Raw genomic sequence first — 26,570 nt, 5'->3', positions numbered from 1 at the left:
CCGCGCGGCCCGGCTCAGCGTGCGCCTATCCTCGTCAGGGTGGATGCCCCCGAACTCGTCGCCCTGTTGCAAGGCCGTCGTGTCGCGGTGCTGACCGGCGCAGGCATGTCCACCGACTCGGGCATCCCCGACTACCGAGGTCCGGATTCGCCGCCGAACAACCCGATGACCATCCGGCAGTTCACGTCCGATCCGGTGTTCCGGCAGCGGTACTGGGCCCGCAATCACATCGGCTGGCGGCACATGGACGAGACGATGCCCAACGCCGGGCACCGGGCATTGGCGGCCCTGGAGTCCGACGGTGTGCTCGTCGGCCTGATCACCCAGAACGTGGACCTCTTACACACCAAGGCAGGCAGCCGCACGGTGGTGAATCTGCACGGCACCTACGCCCAGGTGGTGTGCCTGGACTGCGGGCACACCATGCCGCGCACCGCACTGGCCACTGCGCTCGAAGCCGCCAATCCGGGGTTCCTCGAGCGGGCCGAAGCGGTCGGTGGCATCGCGGTGGCCCCCGACGCCGACGCGGTGGTTGCCGACACCTCATCGTTCGTCATCGTCGACTGCCCGCTCTGTGGGGGCATGCTCAAGCCCGACATCGTGTATTTCGGGGAAAACGTCCCCAAAGACCGCGTGGAACAGGCCTATTCACTCGTCGATTCCAGTGATGCGCTGCTGGTGGCCGGTTCGTCGCTGACGGTGTATTCGGGTTACCGGTTCGTCCGTCACGCTGCCGCCCACGGGATCCCGGTGGCGATCATCAACCGGGGACCTACGCGGGGCGACGACCTGGCCGCCGTGAAGGTCGACGCCGGCTGCTCCGAGATGCTGACCCTGCTCGCCGGGGAGCTGGTCAGAACGTGCACGGCATCGCCCGGATAGCGTGCACGAAATTGCCCTGGAGGTAGGCCGGCTCGCCCGCCGCGATGTCGGGTAGCCGGCGCAGCAGCTCGCCGAACAGCGCCCGCAGTTGCGTCCTCGCGACGTGGGCACCGAGGCAGAAGTGCCGTCCGCCGCCGCCGAAGCCCAAGTGGGGATTGGGCTTTCGACTCAGATCGAAGCTTTCCGGGTGTTCGAAGACCTCGGTGTCCCAGTTGCCCGACGCATAGAACATCACCACCTTTTCCCCGGCCGCGATGTGCCGGCCGGCGAGCTCGACGTCGACCGCCGCGGTGCGACGGAAGGTCATCACCGGCGTCGCCCACCTCACGAACTCCTCGACCGCGCCACCGATCCGGTCGTCGAAATTCGCCATCAGCCAAGCCCGCTGGTCTCCGAAGTCGGTCAAGGCCTTCAGCGCGTGACTGGTGGCCTGACGGGTGGTGTCGTTGCCCGCGACGGCGAGCAGCACGAAGAACGCCGCGACCTCGGCATCGGTGAGCCGGTCCCCGTCGACCTCGGCGTGGACCAGGGCGCTGATCAGATCGTTCCCCGGGTTCCGCCGCCGATCGGCCGCCAACGCGTGGGCCACCTGGTGCAGGTAGAACTGGTTGGCGCCCAACACCTCCAGCGGATTGCGCCCGGCCAGATAGATCGGGTCGGCCCATGACACGAGCGCGTCGGCGGCGTGCGCAACCTGTTGCCGCTCGGATTCGGGGATACCGACCATGTCCGAGAGCGTGCGGATGGGCAGTTCCTTGGCGCACTGGTCGGCGAAGTCGGTGCCGCTACCTGCCGCCGCGAGCTCCTGGACGATCTGGCGGGCGTTGTCCTTGATCGAGGATTCGATGCGGGCCACCTGCCGCGGGGTGAATGCCGAGTGCACCACCTTGCGGATCAGCGTGTGCCGCGGCGCATCCATGGCCAGGAACGACTGCGACGCCTCCAGCAGCTCCTGCGGCACCGTGTCGAACAGCACGCCCTGGCCTGACAGGAATGTCTCGCTGTCCCGGCTGACGGTGAGGATGTCGGCGTGCCGCGTGACGGCCCAGAACCCGGGGTCCTCGGGGTCGGGCATGAGCGTTTCCTCGACCGGCCGATGCCAGCTGACCGGTCGTTGCTGCCGCAGCACGGCGAACGACTTCTCGCGTTCGGCGGCGGTGGTGGACCAGAAGGCCTTCGAGGAGATGTCGATCGGATCGTAGGCACGCGAACCGGCTGATGTGATCGGTGACACAGACATGAAGCTGACGCTACGTCTAGACACTATGTCTAGTCAAGATGTGACCAGGCCCGATAGGCTGAGGCGCATGGCATCGGTGACCCGGAAGCCGCAGGCCAACCGTGAAGAGCGGCGCGGACAGATCGAGCGGCAGCTTCTGGACGCCACCGATCGATTGATGGCCGACGGCACGAGCTTCACCGAGCTCAGCGTGGACCGGCTGGCCACCGAGGCAGGAATCTCGCGGGCCAGCTTCTACATCTACTTCGAAGACAAGGGGCACCTGCTGCGCCGGCTGGCCACGCAGGTTTTCGCCGACCTGTCCGGGGCCGCCGCACAGTGGTGGGACGTGGCCGACCGCACCGATCCAGCCGACGTGTATGCCGCCATGGCAGGCATCATCGCGAGCTATCGACGCCACCAACCGGTGCTCATCGCACTCAACGAGATGTCCGGTTACGACTCCCTCGTCGGCGAAACCTATCGCGAGCTGCTCGTCGGGATCGCCGCCCAGCTGACCCGCGTCATCGAAGCCGGGCAGGCCTCAGGGGCCATCCGGGCCCGGCTGTCCGCCCAGACCACCGCCAGCACACTGACCTGGATGGTGGAACGCACCTGCCACCAGAATCTGCCGTCACAGCCTGGCTCCTACGATGCCGAGCTCGCCCGGACCCTCACCGACATCATCTGGGGTGCGCTGTATCTGCAAGCTCCCGACTTGTGATTTGCCGCTTACAGGGCGACCAGATCGTCGGCGTGTACCGCGGGCCGGCGCATCTCGACGGGCAGATCGCGAGTGGACCGTCCCATCATGGTCGCAAGTTCCGATGCCTCGTAGGCGACGACACCACGGGCGACCGTCTGCCCGTCGGGCGCACGTAGATCGACCACATCGCCGCCGTGGAACCGGCCGGACACCTGGGTGATCCCGGCAGGCAGCAGCGATCGCCGCTGCCGGATGACGGCCCGCACTGCGCCGTCGTCGAGGGTGAGCGCCCCCGCCGACTCGGCGGCATACCGCACCCAGAAGCGCCGCGCCGACATCCGTTCGGGCCGCGGTGCGAAGACCGTGCCCACCGACGCATCGCGCAGTGCCGCAGCGGCATCGGCGGCCGCGGCCAGCAGCACCGGCACGCCGGCATCCGCGGCCAACAACGCCGACGACAGCTTCGAGGCCATGCCGCCGGTGCCGAGATGGCTGCCCCGGCCCGCGACGACGCCGTCCAGGTCACCTTCTGCGGCGACCTCAGAGATGAAGCGCGCGTTGCCTTTCCGCGGATCCGAGTCGTAGAGCCCGTCGATGTCGGACAACAGCACCAGGGCGTCGGCGCCGACCAGCTGCGCCACCAGCGCCGAGAGCCGGTCGTTGTCGCCGAACCGGATCTCGTTGGTCGCCACGGTGTCGTTCTCGTTGACGATCGCGACCGCGTGCAGCGCCCGCAACCGGTCGAGGGTGCGTTGGGCGTTGTTGTGCTGCACCCGCATCGAGATGTCGTGCGCGGTCAGCAACACCTGACCGACGGTCCGGTTGTAGGCGGCGAACGCAGTATTCCAGGCATTGATCAAGGCCACCTGACCGACGCTGGCGGCGGCCTGCTTGGTAGCCAGATCCGTCGGGCGCTTGGTCAGCCGCAACGGCTCGATGCCCGCGGCGATCGCACCCGAGGACACGATCACCACATCGGAGCCGGCCTTCATCCGGCCCTCGATGGCCTCGACCAGGTATGCCAGCCGGGCCGCGTCGAACACGCCGGTGGACGTGGTGAGCGCGGTGGTTCCAATCTTGACGACGACGCTGCGCGCGGTGCGGATCGCCTCCCGATGAGCAGAGGGCGTGCCGGTCACTCGTCTTCGCTTCCGGGCCTGCGGCGCTCGCGACGGGCGGCCTTGCGCTCAGCAGCACCGACGCGCTCCGTCTGCTCCAGCCGGATGTCGGTGCCGCGACCGGTGAGCGGCACGTCGATACCGGCCGGGGTCTGCGGCTCCCAGTCGAATGTCATGTCGCCGATGGTCACCGCGCAACCCGGCCGCGCACCAAGCTTGAACAGCTCGTCCTCGACACCCAACCGGGCCAGCCGGTCACCGAGATAGCCGACCGCCTCGTCGTTGCCGAAATCGGTCTGCGCAATCCAGCGTTCGGGGCGCACACCGCGAACGATGAAGCCGCCTTGACCGTCGGAGGTCACGGTGAACCCGCTCTCGTCGACGGCGATGGGCCGGATCACCGGGCGTCGCGGTGCGATCTCAGGCTGCGCGTCGCGGTAGGCCTTCACCATGTCCCACAACGCAAAGGTCAAGGGGCGCAATCCCGCACGGCTCACGGTCGACACCTCGAACACCGGCCAGCCGAACCGGCGGGCCACTTCGTCGCGGACGAAGTCGGCGAGCTCATGCGCGTCCGGAACATCGATCTTGTTGAGCACCACCGCGCGTGGCCGTGAAGCCAGGTCACCCAGCGCCGAATCGCCTTGCAGCGTAGGGGTATACGCGGCGAGTTCGGCCTCGAGGGCATCGATGTCTGAGATCGGGTCGCGGCCGGGTTCCATTGTGGCGCAGTCCACGACGTGCACGAGCACCGCGCAGCGCTCCAGATGCCGTAGGAACTCCAGGCCAAGCCCGCGTCCTTCGGATGCACCGGGGATGAGACCGGGGACGTCGGCCACCGTGTAGGTGTGGTCGCCGGCCGACACCACGCCGAGATTCGGCACCAGGGTGGTGAACGGATAGTCGGCGATCTTCGGTTTGGCCGCCGAGATCGCCGACACCAGTGAGGATTTGCCTGCCGACGGGAATCCGATCAGGCCGACATCGGCGACGGTCTTGAGTTCCAGGGTGAGATCGCGGGCCTGGCCCTTCTCACCGAGGAGTGCGAAGCCGGGGGCCTTGCGGGCCCGGGACGCCAACGCGGCGTTGCCCAAGCCGCCCCGACCGCCTGCGGCAGCTTCGAAACGGCTGCCGGCTCCGACCAGGTCGGCGAGCATGCGCCCATCTTCGTCGAGGACGACAGTGCCGTCGGGTACGCGGACTTCGAGATCGGCGCCCGATGCGCCGTCACGGTTGCTGCCTGCGCCCTGCTTACCGGAGGGCGCCGCGACATGCGGATGAAAGTGAAAGTCCAGCAGGGTGTGCACCTGCGGATCTACAACAAGGATGACACTGCCGCCGCGGCCACCATTGCCGCCATCAGGGCCACCGAGGGGTTTGAATTTCTCGCGGTGCACCGAGGCACACCCATTGCCGCCGTTACCGGCCCGCGCGTGGATGACGACGCGGTCGACAAACCGGGACATCGGACATCCTCTCCGTCGAATGTGAAGCTATCGCGATATCTCAGTCGAGAACTCGCAGCTGCTTCACATTCGCGGAGAATCCTCGATGTCTCAGGCCTCCGGGCGCGCCACGGGAACGATGTTCACGTTCTTACGGCCACGCTTGGAGCCGAACTCCACAGCGCCGGGAGCCAGCGCGAACAGCGTGTCGTCGCCGCCACGGCCGACGTTCACGCCGGGGTGGAAGTGGGTGCCACGCTGACGGACGATGATCTCGCCCGCCTTGACGACCTGGCCGCCGAAGCGCTTGACGCCGAGCCGCTGCGCTGCGGATTCACGGCCGTTACGCGAGCTGGAAGCGCCCTTTTTGTGTGCCATTTAAATGTCCCTCGCCCTGTGCTGTCGGTTCTTCGCCTGACGGCGCATCACTTGATGCCGGTGACCTTGAGCACGGTCAGCTGCTGACGGTGCCCCTGGCGCTTGTGGTAGCCGGTCTTGTTCTTGAACTTGTGGATACGGATCTTGGGGCCCTTGGTGTGCTCCAGCACCTCGCCGGTCACGGCGACCTTGGCCAGGTCATCGGCCTTGCTCGTGACCTTGGCACCGTCGACCACCAGCGCGACCGGCAGCGACACAGACGCGCCAGGCTCGGCGTCGAGCTTCTCAACCTTCACCACGTCACCGGCTGCAACCTTGTACTGCTTGCCGCCGGTCTTGACGATTGCGTATGTCGCCATCGTGTCCTCTGCTGTGCGGGCGCGCGCTACCGGTCGGTGCGTGCGCGGGTCTTGGGTGGCGGGGGTACCCCGCCGTCACCGGCCTGCGACTGCAGACACTGGCGACAACTGGTCAAGGGTACGTGACCAGCGGGTAGAGGGTCAAACCGCCCGGACACCCCTGCTAATCATGGGTGGGCGGGCCCGCAGGGCGGGCCGCTGCCCGGCGACGCGGTCGCCGGGCGACGGTGATCACCTGCGGAAGCTCGACCTCGTGGTCGTCCTCGTCGTCGGAGTCGTCATCGATGACCTCGATGTCATCGTCGATGTCGACTTCCTCGTCATCGGAGTCCAGGTCGATCTCGTCCTCGTCCGACTCTTCGTCGGAGTCGTCGTCCTCGTCCGATTCTTCGTCGTCCTCCTCATCGGAGTCGACGTCTTCGTCGTCGGAGTCCTCGTCGTCGGTGTCCTCGTCGTCGAGGTCTTCCTCGGCGGTCTCACGCGCCACCTGCTCGGCGGTGTCGTCGCCGTGGGCGGTCTCGACCACGCCGTCCTCGGCGCTCTCGAGGTCGTCGAGTTCCTCGTGCTCCTTGGCGTGCTCATCGTGCGACTCGTCGTCGTGATGGCGACCGTTGGCCGCAGCCATGGCCTTGAACATCGGATGCTCGCCTGCCGGATGGTCAGGCACCTTGACCACCGGAACGTCCTCGGGCTTGCCGGTCTTCTTGCCACGCTTGCTGCGCCGACCACTGCCGCTCGCAGGCTCGGACTTGCGTCCACCGCCGCCTGCCGACACGGAGTCGACCGGATCGCCGTGGAGCACGATCCCGCGGCCACCGCAGTGCGTGCACGACGTGGAGAACGCCTCGATCAGCCCTGTTCCCAACCGCTTACGCGTGAGCTGCACCAAGCCCAGCGAGGTCACCTCGGAGACCTGGTGGCGCGTGCGGTCCCGCGCCAGCGCCTCGGTCAGCCGCCGCAGCACCAGATCACGGTTGGACTCCAGCACCATGTCGATGAAGTCGATCACGACGATGCCGCCGATATCGCGCAGCCGGAGCTGCCGGACGATCTCCTCGGCGGCTTCCAGGTTGTTGCGGGTGACGGTCTGTTCGAGATTGCCGCCCGAGCCGGTGAACTTGCCGGTGTTGACGTCGACGACGGTCATCGCCTCGGTGCGGTCGATGACCAGGGTGCCGCCCGACGGCAGCCACACCTTGCGGTCCATGGCCTTGGCCAACTGTTCGTCGATGCGGTGCACGGCGAACACGTCCGGGCCGGACCCGCCGTCGGCGCCCGCGGCCTCGTACTTGGTCAACCGGCCCACCAGATCGGGGGCCACGGTGTTGACGTAGGAGTTGATGGTGTTCCAGGCGTCGTCGCCGGACACGATCAAACCGGAGAAGTCTTCGTTGAACAGGTCCCGGATGACCTTGACGAGCACATCGGGTTCCTCGTAGAGGGCGACGGCCGCGCCGGCCTTCTTCTCGGTGATCTCGGCGGCTTTGGCCTCGATCCCTGCCCAGCGCTCCTGGAGCCGGTTCACGTCCGAACGGATGTCGTCTTCGCTGACACCTTCGGAGGCGGTGCGGATGATCACGCCGGCATCGGCCGGGACCACCTCGCGCAGGATCTCCTTGAGGCGCTGACGCTCGGTGTCGGGCAACTTGCGGCTGATGCCGGTCGAGGACGCCCCGGGGACGTAGACCAGATAGCGGCCGGCGAGCGACACCTGCGTGGTGAGCCGCGCTCCCTTGTGCCCGACCGGGTCCTTGCTGACCTGGACGACGACGTAGTCGCCGGGCTTGAGGGCCTGCTCGATCTTGCGCTGAGCCCCGCCGAGGCCTGCGGCCTCCCAGTTGACCTCGCCGGCGTAGAGCACACCGTTGCGGCCACGACCGATGTCGACGAACGCAGCCTCCATCGAGGGCAACACGTTCTGCACGATGCCCAGGTAGATGTTGCCGACCAGGCTTGCCGACGCGGCCGAGGTGACGAAGTGCTCGACCACCACACCGTCTTCGAGCACCGCGATCTGGGTGTAGCGGGCGCCTTCGTGCGGCGGTTCGGTGCGCACCTTGTCGCGGACGATCATCGTGCGCTCGACGGCCTCACGGCGCGCCAGGAACTCGGCTTCGCTCAGGATCGGCGGACGGCGCCGCCCGGCGTCGCGACCGTCACGCCGGCGTTGACGCTTGGCCTCCAGCCGGGTCGACCCGGAAATGCCCTGGATCTCGGATTCGTCTCCCGTGGACTTGTCCGACCGGTCGGCACGCGGAGCCCGCTCGTGCACGACGGTGTTGGGCGGATCATCGGGCGACCCACTGTCCTCGGAATCACCCGAGCCGGTCTTACGGCGCCGACGACGACGCCGCCTGCGGGTGCCGCCGTCGGTGCCGGTGCTGTCCTCGTCGCCGCCTTCGTCGGAGTCTTCGGACTCGTCGCCGAAGTCCTGGTCGGACTCGGCCTGGTCGTCACCGGATTCGGTCTCGCCCTCGGATTCGGGGCCGTTGTCGTCGCTCTGCTCACCGCGGCCGCGACCCCGGCCCCGGCGCCCGCGGCGGCGCCGGCGAGCGGCAGGCCGGTCAGCCTGGTCATCGTCGGAGTCGCCGTCGGAATCACTGTCGGAGGACGCATCGAAGTCGTCGTCCTCGTCGTCGGTGTCGACGGGCTCGAAAACGATCGGCTGGGGTGCGACGAACAGCGGCAGGTAGTCGGCACGTTCGGTGTGCGCCTCACGCGCCGGGGGGATGTTCGCGGTCTCCAGGATCAGCCGGGACTCGGGCTCGTCACCCACCACGACAGCCTCGGCCTGCGCGGCTTCAGGTGCCGGCTCAGGCTCTTGTCCCGCTGCCTCGGGCTCCGGCTCGGATGCCACGGACAGGGGCTCGGCGGGCGGTTCCGATTCGGTCGCCGGTTCCGGCGCGACGTCCGTCGGGAGCGTCTCGGTCACCGCGGCGGGCTCCGTCACCGTCGCCGGTTCGACGGACTCGACCACGACGGCCTCGACCACGCTAGGTTGGACGACGGATTCGCTCGGGGCCAGGGCCGCACGGACTCGCTCGGCGTCAGCCTTGTCGACGGTCGAGTGCGCACTGCGCTGGCGTCCGTCGAACTCGGCGAGCGCGTCGAGCACCCGCCGGCTCGTGGTACCGAGCACTCGGGCGAGCGAATGGACCCTCAGGCGTTCTGGGAGTCCGTCCTGCTGCGGAGTCTGGGTGGATTGGTCTTCGGTATGGGCATCTTCGGCCACGTATTCTCCTCAAGCCCCCGGGCGCGTCATAGTGACGCGGCCACGCGAGGGCTTCCGCTATGGGCCCGGGATACTTCACCCGGACTTGTTGTGGTCTCGCTCCGGGCGGCTCGATAGTGAACCCACCCGGTGCCTGGCTGAATGATGGCTGGACGGTCGGCGCCGCACCGGATTGCGGTGGTCGCGCTCGTCGAAGTCTTCATCCGGGTGTTCAGCCTCGGTTGAGGCTGGCTACCCGCGACCAGTATCCCACATCACCGCGGCTGTACCGACCAGACCGCGTGAGGAGTTACTCCCCGGCAGATTCTCCGGGGAACCAAAGGGCGATCTCGCGGGCCGCCGACTCGAGCGAATCCGAGCCGTGCACCAGGTTGTCCTGGGTCACCAGGGCCAGGTCGCCACGGATCGTGCCCGGCACGGCCTTCTCCACCGGATCGGTGCCGCCGGCGAGCTGACGGAACGCGGCCACCGCGCGGGGGCCCTCGACGATCGCGGCGACCACGGGACCGGACGTGATGAATTCGAGCAGCGAACCGAAGAACGGCTTCTCCGCATGCTCGGCGTAGTGCTGCCGCGCCAGCTCATCGCTGACGTTCTTCAGCTCCAGGGCCGCCAGGGTCAGGCCCTTGCGTTCGATCCGGCTGATGATCTCCCCGACCAGGTGGCGCTCTACGCCGTCGGGCTTGATCAACACGAGGGTCCGCTCAGTCACGGCGCACAGCGTACCGGCTGCCGTTCAAGCGATCGTCGCCACTCCCGTATCGAGGCTGTAGTACGCGGTGACGACCTTGACCGCACCGGAATTCAGCCGGTCACGGATCACCGATGTCGCCACGATCGCGTCCTTCGACAACTCGGCATTGGCCCGCACGGTGTTGTCCAGCAGGTCGCCCTGCCGCTGCTCGGCAACGGCGATGGCAGGCGTGATCGCCGAGACCAACGCCTTCATGTCTTCTTCGGGCGCCTTGTGGTCCTGAACGGTCTTGAGCGTCGCCGACACCGCACCGCAGCTCTGGTGGCCCATGACGACCACCAGAGGCGCGCCCAGATGCGCGACGCCGTACTCGATGCTGTCCAGCAACGCGGCGTCGACGATGTTGCCGGCGACGCGCGCGACGAACAGGTCGCCCAGACCCTGGTCGAAGATCACCTCTGGGGGCAGCCGGGAGTCCGAGCAGCTGAGCACCACCGCAAAGGGCTGCTGAGACTTCGACAACGACAGCCGGATGGCCGGATCCCGGTTCGGGTTGCGCATCTGGGCGTCGACGAACCTGCGGTTGCCGTCGCGCAATTGCTGCAGCGCCATGTCGGGGTTGGTGATCACCGGTCGCGGGGACTCGGTGACGAACACCTCCCCCGGTGGAACGGTCACCGTGTCGGCGCCGCCCTCCGATGCGGGCTTGCCGCAGGCTGCCAACGCTGTCGCCGCACCGACGCCGACGAGCCCGAACCAGCGGCGCCGCGAAAATGTAAGGCCCACCGCACCACTCCCGTCGCCGGCGTCAATATCTGACAATCATCGGCGGCCGGTGGCGGCGTCGTCAGCTTTCCGGAGAATCCTGTTGGCCGGGCAACAGGCCACGGGCCTGCCGCCGCTTCACCTCTCCGCGCAGATACAGGATCAGCAGCCAGACCAGCAGGAACACCAGGCCGATGAAGCCGATCCCGGCGTGGATCACCACCCCGGCGATCACCACGAACTGCAGTCCCAAGTTCACCCAGAGCGCCCACGGCCTGCCCTGCATGCCTGCCATCAGGATGAGGACCACCGCAAGCCCGACCAGATAGCCTCCGGACCACACGGTCAGCCCGTTTGCGCCGGTTGCGACAACCGGCAGGGCCAGCAGCACGACGATGGCTTCGAGGATCAGGGTTCCGGCCATGACGCCGCGGAAGCTCTTCCACGGATCAGGTGGCGTACTCACTGTGGGTCCTTCCCGAAGAGGGTGCGTGCGGCGCCGGCCGTCACCACCGAACCGGTGATCACCATGCCCGCCCCGGACAGGCCCTCGCCCTCGGCTCCGGCGTCCTCGACCAGCGCGGTGGCGATTTCGATGGCGTCGGGCAGCGTGGCCGCCGTAATGACCCGGTCCTGGCCGAAGCGCTCCTCGGCACGTTGCGCCAGCGACTCGACGTCGAGGGCGCGTGGTGAGCCGTTGTGGGTCACCACGAGTTGATCGAACGCCGGCTCGAGCGCGGTCAGGATGCCGTCGACGTCCTTGTCGGCCAGCACCGACACCACCCCCACCAGGTAGCGGAAGTCGAACTCCTCGCGCAAGGCTTCGGTCAGCGCCTGCGCGCCGGCGGGATTGTGTGCGGCATCGATGAAAACCGTTGGCGCACTTCGCATCCGCTCCAGTCGGCCGGGGGTGCGCACCGCCGCGAAACCGGCCCGCACCGCGTCGATGTCGAGTTGGCGGTCGGCGCCTGCACCGAAGAACGCCTCGACCGCCGCCAGTGCGACCACCGCGTTGTGCGCCTGGTGCTCGCCGTGCAGCGGCAGGAAGATGTCGGAGTACACCCCGCCGAGGCCCTGCAGTTCCAACAGCTGGCCACCGATGGCGACCTGGCGACCCAACACCGCGAACTCCGAGTTCTCCCGGGCCACCGCGGCGTCCGCGCGCACCGTCTCGGCCAGCAGTACCTCCATCGCCTCGGGCGGCTGCTGGGCAATGACCGCAACGGTGTCGGTCGGCACCAGATCGTCGGGCTGGCGGGTGATGATCCCCGCCTTCTCCCCCGCGATCTCGGCGAGCGTGTCACCGAGGTAGTCGGTGTGGTCGAGACCGATCGGCGTGATCACCGCGACGGGCGCGTTGACGACGTTGGTGGCATCCCATCGGCCGCCCATACCGGTCTCGATGACGGCGACGTCGACCGGCGCATCGGCGAATGCCGCGAAGGCCATCGCGGTGAGCACCTCGAACTTGCTCATCTTCGGCCCGCCCGCCGCTTCGGACTGCTGATCGACGAGCAGCACGAACGGCTCGATCTCGCGGTAGGTCTCGACATAGGTGGCGGGCGAGATCGGTTTGCCGTCAATGGAAATGCGCTCCACCGCGGACTGCAGGTGCGGGCTGGTGGTGCGCCCGGTCCGCCGGTGCAGAGCGGTCAGCAGCGCGTCGATGATCCGGCACACCGAGGTCTTGCCGTTGGTACCCGCGACGTGGATGGACGGGTACGCCCGCTGCGGTGAACCCAGCAGCTCCAGCAGCGCGACGATCCGGGTGGTGCTGGGTTCCAGCTTCGTCTCCGGCCACCGCTGGTCGAGCAGATGCTCGACCTGAAGCAACGCGGCGATCTCGTCCGGCGATGGAATCGGGTCGGTCCCCGGATCCGTCATTTGAGCCCGGCCAGGCGCGCGGTGATGCGTTCGACCTCCTCGGTGGCCACCTGCTGGCGACCACGGATCTTGTCGACCACCTCGGCGGGCGCCTTGGCCAGGAACGCGTCGTTGCCGAGTTTGGCTGCGGTGGTGGCCATTTCCTTCTGCGCGACGGCCAGGTCTTTTTCCAATCGGCGGCGTTCGGCGGCGACGTCGACGGCGCCCGACGTGTCCACCTCGACCACGACGGTGGTCTGCGACAACCGCACCTCGACGGCGGCCGACGGCGTGAACCCGTCCCCTGCCTCGGTCAGCCACGCCAGGGACGTGATCGCGGGGAGCTGCTCGGCGAGCTGCGCCGCGGCGATGTCGGACAACCGCGCGGGCACCTTCTGCCGGTCGGCCAGCCCCTGATCGCTGCGGAACCGCCGCACCTCGGTGATGAGCTTTTGCATATCGGTGATGCGTTGTGTCGCAACAGGATCCGGGGCGAAGCCGGACGGTTCCGGCCACGCCGCGATCACCACCGACTCGCCACCGGTGAGGGTCTTCCACAGCGTCTCGGTGACGAACGGCATCACCGGATGCAGCAGCTTGAGCAGCGTGTCGAGGACTGCCGCGAGCACTGCCGTGGTGTGCGGCAAACCGCCGAAGATCTGCACCTTGGCCAGCTCGACGTACCAGTCGCAGAACTCGTCCCAGGCGAAGTGGTACAGCGCCTCGCAGGCCCGGTTGAACTGGTAGGAGTCGAGCGCTTCGTCGACCTCGGCGCGGACCTCTTCCAACCGGCCGAGAATCCAGCGGTCGGCGTCGGTCAACTCGGCCGCCGGCGGCAGCGGCGCCGGGGCCGCGCCGTTCATCAGCGCGAACCGGGTCGCGTTGAACAGCTTGGTGGCGAAGTTACGTGAGGCACGGGCGTGGTCCTCGCCGATCGAGAGGTCGCCGCCGGGGCTCGCACCGCGCGCGAGGGTGAACCGCAGCGCGTCGGCGCCGAACTTCTCGACCCACTCCAGCGGATCGATGCCATTGCCCCGCGACTTGCTCATCTTGCGGCCGAACTCGTCGCGAATCAGGCCGTGCAGGAACACATTTTCGAACGGCACCTGGCGGCCACGCTTGCCCTCCAGCGTGATCGCCGGGTCGTCACCGACGAAGGTGCCGAACATCATCATGCGGGCCACCCAGAAGAAGATGATGTCGTAGCCGGTGACCAGCACGCTGGTGGGATAGAACTTGGCCAGGTCGGCCGTGTGGTCGGGCCATCCCATGGTCGAGAACGGCCACAGCGCCGACGAGAACCAGGTGTCGAGCACGTCGGGGTCCTGCTCCCAGCCTTCCGGCGGGGTCTCGTCGGGCCCGACGCACACCGTCTCGCCGTTCGGGCCGTGCCAGATCGGGATGCGGTGGCCCCACCACAGCTGCCGCGAGATACACCAGTCGTGCATGTCGTCGACCCAGGCGAACCACCGGGGCTCCAGGCTCGGCGGGTGGATCACGGTGTCGCCACCGCGCACCGCGTCACCGGCGGCCTTGGCCAGGCTCTCCACCTTGACCCACCACTGCAGCGACAGCCGCGGTTCGATGGGCTCGCCGCTGCGCTCCGAGTGCCCCACGCTGTGCAGGTACGGACGCTTCTCGGCGACGATCCGGCCCTGCTCGGCCAGCGCCTCGCGCACCTTGACGCGGGCCTCGAACCGGTCCATCTCGTCGAATTGCGTTCCGGTGTCGGCGATCCGGCCCTTGCTGTCCATGATGGTCGGCATCGGCAGCTGGTGGCGCAGCCCGATCTCGAAGTCATTCGGATCGTGCGCGGGCGTGACTTTGACTGCGCCCGTACCGAATTCGGGGTCGACGTGGGTGTCGGCGACGATGATCATCTCGCGGTCGAAGAACGGGTGCGGCAATGTGGTGCCGACCAGATGGCGGTAGCGCTGGTCGTCTGGGTGCACGGCAATCGCGGTGTCGCCCAGCATGGTTTCGACGCGAGTGGTGGCCACCACGATGTGGGGCTCGTCGTCGTTCATCGAGCCGTACCGGAACGACACGAGTTCGCCCTCGACGTCCTCGTACTTGACCTCGAGATCGCTGATCGCGGTCTCCAGCACGGGTGACCAGTTGACGAGTCGCTCGGCCTGGTAGATCAGCCCGGCGTCGAACAGGCGCTTGAAGATCGTGCGGACCGCGCGGGACAGGCCGTCGTCCATGGTGAACCGGTCGCGGCTCCAGTCCACGCCGTCGCCGAGGCGGCGCATCTGGGCGCCGATGGTGCCGCCGGACTCACGCTTCCAGTCCCACACCTTCTCGACGAACAGTTCCCGGCCGAAGTCTTCCTTGGTCTTGCCGTCGGTGGCGAGTTGCTTCTCGACCAGGGTCTGAGTGGCGATGCCGGCGTGGTCCATGCCGGGCAGCCACAGCACTTCATAGCCCTGCATCCGCTTACGCCGGGTCAGCACGTCCATCAAGGTGTGGTCCAGGGCATGGCCCATGTGCAGGCTGCCGGTCACATTCGGCGGCGGCAGCACGATCGAGTAGGCAGGCTTGTCACTCGAGGCGTCCGCGGTGAAGTAACCGGCATCCACCCAGCCCTGGTACAGCTCGGCTTCTACCGCACCCGGCTCCCAGGACTTGGGGAGGGCGTCGGCGCGATTGTCAGGGGTGGAGGTCACCGCGCCATTCTAGGAAGGAGTCGCCCGGATACGCTAAAGCCCCCGACGTCGCGTTATTCGCCGACGACAGGGGGCTTGCGCGGAAACCGATCGCCGGAGCTACTTCTTCCCACCCAGCAGGCCGCCGAGGATCTCGCCGATCGCGTTGCCCTGGCCTCCGCCGCCACCGCCAAGCACGCTGCCGAGGATGCTGCCCAGCGGATTGTTCGCGGCGCCGCCGCCTGCGTTCGCGCCGCCAAGGATGCTGCCGAGGATGTCCCCGAGCCCGCCGCCGCCGGATGCCTGGGCCGCCGGCTCGGCAGGCGCGTTCTTCTGGGCGAACTGCTTGCCGATGTAGGCCAGCACGATCGGGGTCAGGATGGGCAGCAACTTCTTGATGAGGTCGCCACCGCCGGCACCCGTGCCGGCCAGCGCCGAGGCCACCTGCCCGCTGTCGTTGCCGCCGAAGATGTGGGCGACCAGCTGGTCGCCCTCCTTCTGGTCCACGTCGTCGACCTTCACCCCGCCGTCGAGCAGACCGCTTGCGCCCTGCGCGGTGACCGCGGACTCCAGGTTGCTCGAATCGATGTCCTCGGCCTGCACGTTCTGCTGCACGCCGCCGACGAGCGCGGGAACCAGCGTCTTGATGGCGTTGTTCACCTCGCCTTCATCGGCGCCGAGCTTGTTTGCAATCTCCGCTACGGGAATCTGTGCGAAGAGGTCGTTCAGATCGGCCATATTGTTCCCACCTTCGTTGCTGGCGTTGATGAAGTCCTCGCCGACGACCCTAGTCGAATTGATCTTGTTACACAGGTGTTCCGCGCGCCCCGATCATTTCGGTTCTCCTCAGCGCGGTGGTCTCCAATTGCACGTCGGCAGCAGGGAATCGGGCCAGCAGCGCATCGCCCATCGCGGCCGCCGGAGTGAGCACACCGCGCAGGTCGGAGAGCTTGTCGCGATCCAGCGCCAGGGCCAATCCGCATTCGCCGAGCAGCACCGCGGTGGCCTGATATCCGGGGTCGCCCTGCTGGGCCATCGACGCCACGTAGCGCGCACCCGACGACGTTGTCGTGTACGTCTCGACGCGGTAGCGCCCACGCATGCGAGTTTGTTCGCTGGGGCCGGTGCCCGGTTTGGGTGCCACCCGTTCGACCAGGGTGGCGGGCAGCCGGTCGAAGTAGCGGCCGCCCAGCCCGAGGGCCACCGCACTGGATCCGGTGACCACGGCGGCCGCGAGCGGTGCAGCGAGGGAGCGGCCCAGGCTCATCTGCTCGCTGTAGGCGAACCGGCGGCCGTAGGCATAGTCGAGGAGCGCGTTGCTGCGCCGCACGATTCGGGTGTTCGGCCCCGCCATCGCGAAGGCGCCCGTCCAGTAGCCCGCCAGCTCGGGTGCGATCTCGCCGCCGCGGCGCCACCGGATGTCGGGCTGGCCACCGAGTTCGGGCTCGGCAGCACGGTCGGGGCTCAGCGTGTATGGGTCGTTCATCAGCTGTCGGGCGTGCGGGTCCCGCGACGACGTCCGCATGAACTCCATCGTCGAGGCCACCGTGCCGCCCGACACGCCTCCGGCCAATGTACGCACCACCAGATCGGTGTCGCCGAGGTGACCCGCGCCGTCGGCCGCAGCCCGCCGGTACAGCGCATAGGTGGTGAGATCCGATGGGACCGAATCGAATCCGCACGAGTGCACGATCCGGGCCCCGGTGTCGAGCGCCTGTTTGTGGAACTGATCGATGCTCTCGCGGATGAACATGGTCTCGCCGGTGAGATCGGCATAGTCCGTTCCGGCCTCGGCACATGCCGCCACCAATGGCAGGCCGTATTTCGTGTAGGGCCCGACGGCGGTCACCACCACCTGAGTGCGGGCGGCCATCGCGTCCAGGGTGGCCGGCACCGACGCGTCAGCGGTGAGCAGCGGCCAATCCCGGGCTCCCGCACCGAGGCTGTCACGGACCGCCCGCAACCTTTCCTCCGACCGGCCTGCCAGGGCGATCCGCGCCTGGGCACCCGACCGGGCGAGGTATTCGGCCGTGAGCTTGCCTGCGAACCCGGTCGCCCCGTACAGCACCAGATCGAACTCACGCTGGGTCATCACACCGACGCTACCCGAGCAGATCAGGCAACCGAGCGTCCTCGTCGCGCAGGTGCTGACCGAGAAACGCCGTCACCACCTGGTACCAGATCTTGGCGTGTTGCGGCGCGAGCACCCAGTGGTTCTCCGTCGGGTAGTACAGGAAGCGGTGCGGGCTCTGGCCGTTCTCGTCGGCGGGTAGACCCGAGGACGACAGCAGCTCGTACCAGAGCCGCAGGCCTTCGCCGATGGGTACGCGATAGTCCTTGTCCCCGTGGATGACGAGCATCGGCGTGTGGATCCGTCCGACGTGGGAGTGTGGTGAATTGCGCTGCGTCATTTCGGGTGTCATCTCGCGAGCCCACCAGAACGCGCTGTCGGTGGTCGGCCCGAACTGGTCGAGCGCCCACAGGCTGGCGTGCGTGACGATCGCGTCGAACCGGTCGGTCTGCCCCGCGATCCAGTTGGCCATGTAGCCGCCGAACGAACCGCCCATCGCCGCCGAGCGTGATTCGTCGATCCGCGGGTGCTCAGCTGCCGCGTCGACGGCGGTCATAAGATCGGTGTACGGCTCGGCACCCCATGCGCCCCAACCTCTTTGGATGAACCGCTGCCCATAGCCCGTCGACAGGCCCGGATCGGGCATCAGCACCGCATAGCCGTGCGCGGTGAGCAACCACGGATTCCACCGCCAGTGCCAGGTGTTCCAGCTGCCCAACGGTCCCCCGTGGATCCACAACACCAGTTCTGCCGGTTCGTCGCCCTCGGGCAGCGTCAACCATGAACGGATCGGGGTCCCGTCGGCGGCGGTGGCGACCAATTCAGTGAGGGTTCCGGGGATTTCGGGAATCTCGACGCACGGCAACTCGGTGATCGTGCCGTCGGGGTCGAGCCGTATCGGATGCGGCGGCACGGCATACGAGCTGCGCAGTGCGTAGATGACGCCGTCCGGTGCGGGGCACACGTCGGTGTAGGCGTAGTCGTCGTCGGTGAGTTTGGCGACCGTGCCGCTGAGCGGGTCCACCGCGAAGATGGGCCGACGCCCGGCATCGTCGGCGGTGACGATCAACGCCGACGAGTCGGCCGCCCACGCCACAGACGCGGGCCAGCGATCCCAATCCGCGGTGATCTCGACATGGTCTTCGCCGAAGCGCATGCAGCACAGCGTGATCCGCGGCGCTTCCGTCGGGGTCGAATGGGTCTCCCTGGTGAACGCCACGGAACTGCCGTCGGGCGCGATGACGGGGTGCTCCAGCTCGGCGTCGGGGTCCTCGGCGATGACGGTGTGCGTCCCGGACACCCGGTCGACACGCACCAGCACGGACCGGTTGGACACGCCCGGCCCGGGCACATGCCAGGACGTGACGAGGAAATCCCCGTCGCTGCTGAGGTCGAACGTGGTCTCGCGCAACGCGTCAGCGGGATGCGGGGTGAGATCGTTCGGCCCGTCGGCATCGATCAGGTGGGGCTGGTCGGGACCGAGGTCATGATCCCAGAACCGGACGGGATACCCGGTGTGCAGCACCGCCGACACCGCATTGTCCTTGCGCCGTTCGCGCAGGGCCTTGTCCTCGTCAATGCTCTCGGCCGAGGCCAACTGTGCTGCGGTGGCCACGGTGGCCTCGGCGGCGCGCGCACTGGCCACAGCACTCACGCCGCCCGGCATGCTCAGCATCTCGGCCGCTTCACCGCCTGCGGCAGGCAATCGCCACACCGCCGCAGGCGCCTTGTCGTCGTCGCCGCCGGGCGCCGGGCGGGCAGCCAGGAACAACAGGTCACCGGTGCTGGTGAACGTCGGTGCGGACTCCCCCTTGGCGCCGTGGGTCAACCGACGCGCGGGCTGGTTCCCCATCGCGTCCAATTCCCAAATCGCCGTGGTGAATTCGGTGTGTTTGTCATTGAGCACGCTGACCGTGGTGACCACGCGCGAACCATCCTGCGACACCGCAAGGCCGGAAACCCGGGGCAATGCAAGGTACTCGTCGAGATCGTGAAACGGCGTCATGGTCACTCACGGTAGCCGCGTGGCCTCAGCCCACCTGGGTGACCTGGCCGGTGCGGTCGGCACGAACCTGCGTGCTCCCGTTTGGCTACATTCGAGCCATGGCTCAGTCCGTACTCGTCGTCGGAGCCGGGATCACCGGCCTGGCCACCGCAGTCGCGTTGCAACGCCAAGGATTCGAGGTGCACGTCCTGGAGGCCCGCGACGACACGTCGGCGGGTACGGGAATCAGCATCTGGCCCAACGCTTTGGCCGCCCTCGACGAGCTGGGCCTCGGTGACGCGGTTCGCTCGGCGGGTGGCCGGGTAACGGCCGGGGCGGTGCGCCGGCACGACGGCACCTGGCTACGTCGTCCCGAGCCCGAACGGTTCATCCGCGCCCTCGGCGAACCACTTGTGGTGATCCGGCGCGCCGATCTCACCGACATCCTGACCGGTCCGTTGTCACCCGACACCGTGGAATACGGCGTCGGCGTGCGCGCCCTCACGACGACCGCCGACGGCGTTCGCGTCACCTTGTCGGACGGTTCGACGCGCGACGCGGCAGCCGTGGTCGGTGCCGACGGTGTCGATTCTGTGGTGTCGCGACATCTGAACGGACCGCTCGCTCGGCGCTACGCCGGCTACACCGCGTGGCGCGGCGTGGCCAAACATCGGATCGACCCGGACATGGCGGGCGAAACGATGGCCGCCGGACGAGAGGTGGGGCACGTGCCGATGGGCTCCGAGCACACATATTGGTTCGCGACCGAGCGGGCGCCCGAGGGGCGCACCAGCCCTGGCGGGGAGTTGGCCTATCTGCAGCGTGCCTTCGCGGCTTGGGCCGAGCCCATCCCCGCCTTGCTCGCCGCCGCAGACCCGGCCGAGGTGCTGCGCAACGATCTTTATGACCGCGCGCCGGCCAGGTGCTGGGCGCGTGGACCCGTGGTGATCGCCGGGGACGCCGCGCATCCGATGCGCCCCCATCTGGGCCAGGGCGGATGTCAGGGGCTTGAGGACGCAGCGGTCCTGGGTGAGCTGGCGGGCCGGGCTCCGGACCTGCCGACAGCTTTCGCGCAGTTCGCGATGCAGCGGCGCCGCCGCGTGCAGATGATCGTGCGCGAGTCGCGGCTGATCGGGCGGATCGTGAATCTGCGCCCGGCGGTCCTCGGCGCGGCAGCAACCCGGGCCAGCGTGCTGATTCCCGAGTTCGTGCTGACCCGGCACCTGGCGAGCATCGCGGCGCGCTCGGCGTTCACCACCGGGCGCTGACGTCTCAGCGGGGCGCGCCGAGCGAGGCGAGCGGATCGAGCAGCGTCGAGCAGAGCCGGCGCAGGTCCAGGATGCCGAGCACGGAGCCCGGGCGGACGGCTGCACACCCGCTGGTCGCCGCGGGGGCCGGAGCGGCCCAGCCGGCGGGTGCTCCGGCTTGCGCGCCGCATTTCGGCCAGGCCCCCAGGCCCTGTGTGGCCAGGACGTTCTCGGCGACCCTGATCTGTTCCTCGCGCGACGCGGTGGCCGGGGATCCGACGCCGCCGTGGGCGGCCCATGTGGCCGGTTTGAACTGCAGTCCGCCGTACGCGCCGTTCCCGGTGTCGGTGGACCAATTGCCGCCGGATTCGCATGCGGCGATGGCGTCCCAGTTGACGGTGTCGGCGCCGGCGGTCGCCGTGGATACCGCCAATGGGGCCAGCATCAGCCCCGCGGTGACTGCGGCGAGCCAGAAACCCCTGATCAATGCGCTCCGGATGGTGCTCATCGTGGTCCTTCCCCGACCCTCGACTCCAGGACCCACACCAACAAGGTCACGATCTTGCATCTGTGCGGTCACTGTTTGCATCGTGTGACCAAATTCACGCGTTACAGGGGAGGCTGAAGATTTTTTTGAGGCCAGAGCAACCCAAGGGCCTGCTGAGCAAAAAAGGAGCGGTGCCGGGACGATTTCCCGGCACCGCTCCAATTACCAAGCGTCTGGCTTGCGCCTGATCAGCCGCGACGGCCGCACACCGGCCACGCGCCGATGCCCTGGGAGTGCAGCACGTTCTCGGCGACGCGGATCTGCTCCGAGCGCGACGCGTTGTGGGGCGAGCCGGAGCCACCGTTGGCGCGCCAGGTGCTCATCGTGAACTGCAGGCCGCCGTAGTACCCGTTACCGGTGTTGGTCGACCAGTTGCCGCCGGATTCGCAGGCTGCAACGGCGTCCCAGTTGACACTGTCCGCATTGGCGGTGCCGGAGGCCAGCGCCATCGGGGCCACAGCGAGGGCTCCGGCGATAGCGGCCATGCCGAACGTCTTGCGGATGTTCTTCACTTCGTTCCTTTCGCCAAGCGCGCGCCACCCACACCCGCTCACGCGGGTGCGGCAGCCTGTGACAGGCCAGAGGAGTTGGTTCGTGCCGTCTCGGTCAGGCACGAAAGGGGGGGCCGAAACGCCCGGCGGGCATGACACCCGGCCTCCGCATGGGCGCTCTCGCCGCCGCGGCCCCGCTCACACGCAGGTTCTTGGTTTTGGAATTGTTTGCTCCGTTTTGGAGACGCTAGGGACCGTACAAAGGTCTCGAAGAGAAGTCATATCGATCTAGAACCGATCGCGGAAAGATAACGGTCAGATCACGGGACGATGAGAGATTCGTTTATGCAGGTCAACTCTGCATTTGTCCGGGTTCCGCCGTTAAACCTTCTACCAGCATAAAGTGACGCATATCACCGCCATTTTGTGACCTGAGCCACCGGAAAACCGCATGAAAACCGACCCAGACAGCCGCGAACCGGCACAAAACGACTGGTCAGTGCCATTGACGAGTGCTACAAACGCTAGGCCGTCGAATTTGTTCGCTGCGAGCACCGCGGCAGAGTGGCCTCACTTATCGCGAAAAGCGTTGATACACAACGGATGTTGTATCGCGGCGCGATCACCCCGAAACCGGAGGCGAGGTAGGTCGATCCGTTAATCTGTTATCGCACAGTTCGTTTCACTCACTCCGGAAGCGCCTCCGCCACATCAGACGGCGCGTCGGATTCTCAGATTCTCTTAGACAGCGCGGTCAACGCCACTTTTTCCGGCGTTCCGGGCGGCATGTTCGATGACCGTCACCTCGACCCGATCGAGTCGAATCGACCAAACCAACACGGGCACAAGAACTTTCGTCGACCCTCAAGGCCTGCACCGACCGCGGGGCTCCGGATCATCCGAAATGGGCGCCCATCAAATATGAATAGAAAATTGCCGAATAATATCGAAACGATAAATTCAGCTTTATAAGACTGCAAATGCGTTATTTGCTGACCTGCAGAACGCCAGCGCCGGACCCCTCACGGCAGGTCTGCGGTGGTGTTGACGTTGGTCAGCGCGGGCTCTTCGGCGGCCAGCACCACTCGCTGGGTGTCGACGGATTCGGCCAGCGCCCGCATGCTGCGTTCACCCGCTGCCACCAACTCGGCGATGCGGTCGGTAAGCGCACTGCGGTAGATGCCCGCCAGGTAGTGATCGCGACCGTCCCACGGCAGCACGATGTCGGCATGGAGCCGGACAGCCGGGGCGACCAGCTCATCGATGAGCGCGGCGGACAGGTACGGCATGTCGACCGCACAGACGAAGGCCAGCTCACGGCCGGCATCAGCGGCCGCGCGCAGCCCACGGCCCGTCGCGACCAGCGGACCCACGCCGCGGATCTCGTCGCGAAGCACCTGCGCAGTGAGGGTCGGTAACGGCTGGCCGGGCGCGGCGATGACGAACACCGGTGAACAACGAACGCTGACCGCGGCGACCACGCGCTCTACCAGCGTCGAACCCTCGAACGGGAGTGTGGCCTTGTCGCGGCCCATACGGCGGGAGGCTCCACCCGCAAGGACCACTGCAGCCAACGGCACGGGCGATGTCACGCCCGTGACGTTAGCGCACGCGCACGCGAGGAGCGGTTAGACAGGCGCGCACGCGAGGAGCGGTTAGACAGGCGCGCACGCGAGGAGCAGAAGGCAGGTCCGCGAACTCGAGGAGCACAAGGGTGAACCGACGCAGCTCAGTCGACAGTCCAAGTATCTTTACCGCGCAGCAGCGCCTGCAGGGCTGCCGTGTCGTGAGCCTTGGCCTCGCGCGCCGAGCTGATCTGTGCACGGGCGGCGTCGTCATAGGTCGGCTTGGCGACCTGACGGAAGATGCCCATCACCATGTGCTCGAGGTTCTGCTCCGAGAGCCGCGACAGCGCGAACGCATACGCCGGATCCTCGATCTGGGCGTTGTGCACCACGATCTGCTCGGCGGACACGTCGGCGGTCTTGGCGACTTCGAGGCCGTAGCCGGACTGGACCACGCAGTACTCGCCGTCGGCGCCGAAGGTGATCGGCTCGCCGTGGCGCAGGTTGATCAACCGGTCCTCGGCGCCCTCCTTGCGCAGCGCGTCGAACGAACCGTCGTTGAAGATCGGGCAGTCCTGCATGATCTCCACGAGCGCAGCGCCGCGGTGGGCGGCGGCGGCGCGCAGCACCTCGGACAGGCCCTTGCGGTCGGAGTCCAGCGCGCGGCCGACGAACGTCGCCTCGGCGCCGAGGGCCAGCGAGACCGGGTTGAACGGGTAGTCGAGCGAGCCCATCGGGGTCGACTTGGTGACCTTCCCGGTCTCCGACGTCGGCGAGTACTGGCCCTTGGTGAGACCGTAGATCCGGTTGTTGAACAGCAGGATCGTGAGATTCATGTTGCGGCGCAGCGCGTGGATCAGGTGGTTGCCACCGATCGACAGTGCGTCGCCGTCACCGGTCACGACCCAGACCGACAGGTCCGGCCGGGCCAGCGCCAAGCCGGTCGCGATGGTCGGGGCGCGGCCGTGGATGGAGTGGAAACCGTAGGTCTCCAGGTAGTACGGGAAGCGGCTGGAGCAGCCGATGCCACTGATGAACGCGATGTTCTCGCGACGCAGGCCCAGCTCCGGCAGGAAGTTGCGGATGGTGTTGAGGATGACGTAGTCACCGCATCCGGGGCACCAGCGGACCTCCTGGTCGCTGGTGAAGTCCTTGCCCTTCTGCGGGGTGTCGGTGGTGGGCACCAGCGCGGTCTTCGTCAGGCCGGCGGTCAATCCGAGGTCTGCACCGATCAACTGACTCGATGCGCGATCCGTTTCGCTTCTCGCTGTTGTCATGCGTTGGCTCCCACAGACTCGACAGTGGCCGCCGCCAACCGCGCGAACTTGCCCTTGTCACTTTCCTTTTCACCCAATGTTCCGTCCAGGGCGGCATCGATGATGCCTTCGACCTCGTCCGCCAGGAAGGCCATGCCCTCGACCTTCGTGACCGACTGGATGTCGACCAGGTACCTGCCGCGCAGCAGCAAGGCAAGCTGGCCCAGGTTCATCTCCGGCAACACGACCTTGGGGTAGCGCTTGAGCACCTCGCCGAGGTTGGCCGGGAACGGGTTGAGGTAGCGCAGATGCGCCTGGGCGACCTTGATGCCCTTGCGCCGGGCACGCCGGCAGGCTTCACCGATCGGCCCGTAGCTGCTCCCCCAGCCCAGCATCAGCAGTTCGGCGTCACCGCTCGGATCGTCGACCTCCAGATCGGGCACCGCGATACCGGCGACCTTCTCCTGGCGCAGCCGAACCATCAGGTCGTGGTTCTTCGGTTCGTAGGAGATGTTGCCCGAACCGTTGGCAGCCTCCAGGCCGCCGATGCGGTGCTCAAGACCGGGGGTGCCCGGGACGGCGAACTGCCGCGCCAAGGTTTCCGGGTCACGGGCGTAGGGCTGGAACGGCTCGCCTTCCTTGGCGAAGGTGTGCTCGATCGGCGGGTAGGTGGTCACGTCGGGGATGCGCCACGGCTCCGAGCCGTTGGCCACCGCGCCGTCGGACAGGACGATCACCGGAGTGTGGTAGTGCACCGCGATGCGTGCGGCCTCGACTGCGATGTCGAAGCAGTCAGACGGTGAGCGGGGTGCGAGTACCGCGACCGGCGATTCACCGTTGCGGCCGAACATCGCCTGCAGCAGGTCGGCCTGCTCGGTCTTGGTCGGCAGGCCCGTCGACGGACCACCGCGCTGCACGTCGATGACCAGCAGCGGCAGCTCGGTCATCACGGCGAGGCCGATGGCCTCGGACTTGAGCGAGATGCCCGGGCCCGAGGTGCTGGTGACGCCGAGCGCCCCGCCGTAGGAGGCGCCGATGGCAGCGCCGATGCCTGCGATCTCGTCCTCGGCTTGGAAGGTGAGGACGTTGAAGTTCTTGTGCTTGGACAGTTCGTGCAGGATGTCCGAGGCCGGGGTGATCGGGTAGGTGCCCAGCACCACCTGGATACCGGCGAGCTGGCCCGCGGTGACGATGCCGTAGGCGAGCGCGGTGTTACCCGAGATCTGCCGGTACTCGCCGGAGTCGAGCTTGGCCGGGGAGACCTCGTAGGTGGTGGCGAAGGCCTCGGTCGTCTCGCCGTAGTTCCAGCCCGCCTTCAGCGCCAGGACGTTGGCCTCGGCGATCTCGGGCTTGCGGGAGAACTTCTCCCGGATGAAGTTCTCGCTGTGCTCCAGCTCGCGGCCGTACATCCACGACAGCAGCCCGAGCGCGAACATGTTCTTGGCGCGCTGACCGTCCTTTTTGGTGGCGCCGATGGCCTCGACCGCCCCCAGCGTCAACGTGGTCATCGCGACGGACTGCACGACGTAGTCGGACAGCTCGTCGGACTCAAGCGGGTTGTTCTCGTAGCCGACCTTGGCCAGGTTGCGCTTGGTGAACTCATCGGAGTTGGCGATGATCAGGCCACCGCGCGGCAGGTCGGAAACGTTGGCCTTGAGGGCGGCCGGGTTCATCGCGACCAGCACGTCGGGGCGGTCGCCCGCGGTGAGGATGTCGTAATCGGCGATCTGGATCTGGAACGACGACACACCGGGCAGCGTGCCCTGTGGCGCGCGGATCTCGGCGGGGTAATTCGGTTGCGTGGCAAGGTCATTGCCGAAGAGCGCCGCCTCAGAGGTGAAGCGGTCACCGGTCAGCTGCATACCGTCGCCGGAGTCTCCGGCGAACCGGATGACGACCTTCTCCAGCTTCTGCCTCGGCGCGGCTGCATTGCCGTTGCCGTTGTCACCCACGGCTCCCGCCTTTCACGCTGTTCGGCCGCCTCACCGTGTCGCTGCCCCGCAGGGGCGCGCCGTCGGTTCGGCGTGCGCCAAAATTTTGATGTCACTAGCAGTACCGATTATTGCACTGCTCTTAGGTTGGCCTTTACCGCGGCGTAGC

Annotated in this window: 21 protein-coding genes and 1 pseudogene; 3 read left to right on the top strand and 19 right to left on the bottom strand. The window is 67.5% G+C overall.

The window, feature by feature from the left end; all coding sequences use genetic code 11:
• Nucleotides 1-39: 39 nt before the first annotated feature.
• Nucleotides 40-882 (top strand): NAD-dependent protein deacetylase, encoded by an 843-nt coding sequence (locus BST13_RS00460; RefSeq protein WP_083159511.1) that lies wholly within the window; start codon nucleotides 40-42, stop codon nucleotides 880-882.
• On the opposite strand, the gene BST13_RS00455 is transcribed toward BST13_RS00460, so the two are convergent.
• Nucleotides 854-2,122: a cytochrome P450 gene (locus BST13_RS00455; protein WP_083159509.1), complete on the bottom strand. Its 1,269-nt coding sequence runs from the start codon at nucleotides 2,120-2,122 to the stop codon at nucleotides 854-856. The two genes, BST13_RS00460 and BST13_RS00455, sit on opposite strands and share 29 nt — an antisense overlap.
• Before the next feature lie 67 nt (nucleotides 2,123-2,189).
• On the opposite strand from BST13_RS00455, the gene BST13_RS00450 reads away from it, so the two are divergent.
• A complete protein-coding gene (locus tag BST13_RS00450; protein WP_083159507.1) occupies nucleotides 2,190-2,825 on the top strand; it encodes a TetR/AcrR family transcriptional regulator in 636 nt (211 codons plus the stop codon).
• 8 nt (nucleotides 2,826-2,833) lie between these two features.
• Here the strand turns inward: BST13_RS00450 and proB are convergent, their stop codons facing one another.
• The 13 genes from proB to BST13_RS00385 form a co-directional block, all read right to left on the bottom strand.
• Nucleotides 2,834-3,946, bottom strand: a complete 1,113-nt coding sequence (gene proB / locus BST13_RS00445) for a glutamate 5-kinase (protein WP_083159505.1) — start codon at nucleotides 3,944-3,946, stop codon at nucleotides 2,834-2,836.
• Complete coding sequence (gene obgE, locus BST13_RS00440) at nucleotides 3,943-5,391, bottom strand: GTPase ObgE (RefSeq protein ID WP_083159503.1); 1,449 nt, start codon at nucleotides 5,389-5,391, stop codon at nucleotides 3,943-3,945. The genes proB and obgE overlap by 4 nt, the downstream gene beginning before the upstream one ends.
• Nucleotides 5,392-5,481: 90 nt before the next feature.
• Nucleotides 5,482-5,748, bottom strand: a complete 267-nt coding sequence (gene rpmA / locus BST13_RS00435) for a 50S ribosomal protein L27 (RefSeq protein ID WP_064942652.1) — start codon at nucleotides 5,746-5,748, stop codon at nucleotides 5,482-5,484.
• Between the two features lie 47 nt (nucleotides 5,749-5,795).
• Nucleotides 5,796-6,107, bottom strand: coding sequence for a 50S ribosomal protein L21 (gene rplU / locus BST13_RS00430; RefSeq protein ID WP_029367319.1), 312 nt, complete (start codon nucleotides 6,105-6,107; stop codon nucleotides 5,796-5,798).
• 163 nt (nucleotides 6,108-6,270) lie between these two features.
• Nucleotides 6,271-9,339 (bottom strand): ribonuclease E, encoded by a 3,069-nt coding sequence (gene rne / locus BST13_RS00425; RefSeq protein WP_083159501.1) that lies wholly within the window; start codon nucleotides 9,337-9,339, stop codon nucleotides 6,271-6,273.
• A gap of 289 nt (nucleotides 9,340-9,628) precedes the next feature.
• Entirely contained in the window at nucleotides 9,629-10,051 is a 423-nt protein-coding gene (gene ndk / locus BST13_RS00420; RefSeq protein WP_083159499.1) for a nucleoside-diphosphate kinase, read from the bottom strand.
• 24 nt (nucleotides 10,052-10,075) lie between these two features.
• Complete coding sequence (locus BST13_RS00415; RefSeq protein ID WP_083159497.1) at nucleotides 10,076-10,819, bottom strand: carbonic anhydrase; 744 nt, start codon at nucleotides 10,817-10,819, stop codon at nucleotides 10,076-10,078.
• Between the two features lie 61 nt (nucleotides 10,820-10,880).
• A complete protein-coding gene (locus BST13_RS00410; RefSeq protein WP_211295984.1) occupies nucleotides 10,881-11,222 on the bottom strand; it encodes a DUF4233 domain-containing protein in 342 nt (113 codons plus the stop codon).
• A 38-nt stretch (nucleotides 11,223-11,260) separates the two neighbouring features.
• Entirely contained in the window at nucleotides 11,261-12,682 is a 1,422-nt protein-coding gene (gene folC, locus BST13_RS00405; RefSeq protein ID WP_083159493.1) for a bifunctional tetrahydrofolate synthase/dihydrofolate synthase, read from the bottom strand.
• Nucleotides 12,679-15,330 (bottom strand): valine--tRNA ligase, encoded by a 2,652-nt coding sequence (locus tag BST13_RS00400; protein ID WP_083159491.1) that lies wholly within the window; start codon nucleotides 15,328-15,330, stop codon nucleotides 12,679-12,681. Before BST13_RS00400 ends, folC begins: the two co-directional genes overlap by 4 nt.
• 99 nt (nucleotides 15,331-15,429) lie before the next feature.
• Nucleotides 15,430-16,047 (bottom strand): DUF937 domain-containing protein, encoded by a 618-nt coding sequence (locus BST13_RS00395; RefSeq protein ID WP_083159489.1) that lies wholly within the window; start codon nucleotides 16,045-16,047, stop codon nucleotides 15,430-15,432.
• A 67-nt stretch (nucleotides 16,048-16,114) separates the two neighbouring features.
• Nucleotides 16,115-17,401, bottom strand: coding sequence for a saccharopine dehydrogenase family protein (locus tag BST13_RS00390; RefSeq protein ID WP_083159487.1), 1,287 nt, complete (start codon nucleotides 17,399-17,401; stop codon nucleotides 16,115-16,117).
• A 10-nt stretch (nucleotides 17,402-17,411) separates the two neighbouring features.
• Entirely contained in the window at nucleotides 17,412-19,385 is a 1,974-nt protein-coding gene (locus BST13_RS00385) for a S9 family peptidase (RefSeq protein ID WP_083159485.1), read from the bottom strand.
• Between the two features lie 98 nt (nucleotides 19,386-19,483).
• Here BST13_RS00385 and BST13_RS00380 point away from each other — a divergent pair, with 98 nt between their 5' ends.
• Entirely contained in the window at nucleotides 19,484-20,632 is a 1,149-nt protein-coding gene (locus tag BST13_RS00380; RefSeq protein ID WP_083159483.1) for an FAD-dependent oxidoreductase, read from the top strand.
• Between the two features lie 4 nt (nucleotides 20,633-20,636).
• Here the strand turns inward: BST13_RS00380 and BST13_RS00375 are convergent, their stop codons facing one another.
• The 5 genes and pseudogenes from BST13_RS00375 to BST13_RS00355 form a co-directional block, all read right to left on the bottom strand.
• A complete protein-coding gene (locus BST13_RS00375) occupies nucleotides 20,637-21,119 on the bottom strand; it encodes a transglycosylase family protein (protein ID WP_211295972.1) in 483 nt (160 codons plus the stop codon).
• Nucleotides 21,120-21,346: 227 nt separating this feature from the next.
• Nucleotides 21,347-21,597 (bottom strand): annotated as a pseudogene (locus tag BST13_RS00370) (transglycosylase family protein); the annotation flags it as partial.
• Between the two features lie 1,074 nt (nucleotides 21,598-22,671).
• On the bottom strand, nucleotides 22,672-23,241 hold the full coding sequence (gene mobA / locus BST13_RS00365) for a molybdenum cofactor guanylyltransferase (protein ID WP_083159481.1): 570 nt from the start codon (nucleotides 23,239-23,241) through the stop codon (nucleotides 22,672-22,674).
• Nucleotides 23,242-23,378: 137 nt separating this feature from the next.
• A complete protein-coding gene (locus tag BST13_RS00360; protein WP_083159479.1) occupies nucleotides 23,379-24,491 on the bottom strand; it encodes a 2-oxoacid:ferredoxin oxidoreductase subunit beta in 1,113 nt (370 codons plus the stop codon).
• Complete coding sequence (locus BST13_RS00355; RefSeq protein ID WP_083159477.1) at nucleotides 24,488-26,422, bottom strand: 2-oxoacid:acceptor oxidoreductase subunit alpha; 1,935 nt, start codon at nucleotides 26,420-26,422, stop codon at nucleotides 24,488-24,490. The genes BST13_RS00360 and BST13_RS00355 overlap by 4 nt, the downstream gene beginning before the upstream one ends.
• Between the last annotated feature and the right edge of the window lie 148 nt (nucleotides 26,423-26,570).

This window comes from Mycobacterium aquaticum (assembly GCF_002086485.1).
GTDB lineage: Bacteria > Actinomycetota > Actinomycetes > Mycobacteriales > Mycobacteriaceae > Mycobacterium > Mycobacterium aquaticum.
Note: the sequence above shows the minus strand (reverse complement) of the source record. Positions and strands in the feature narration are given on the sequence as shown.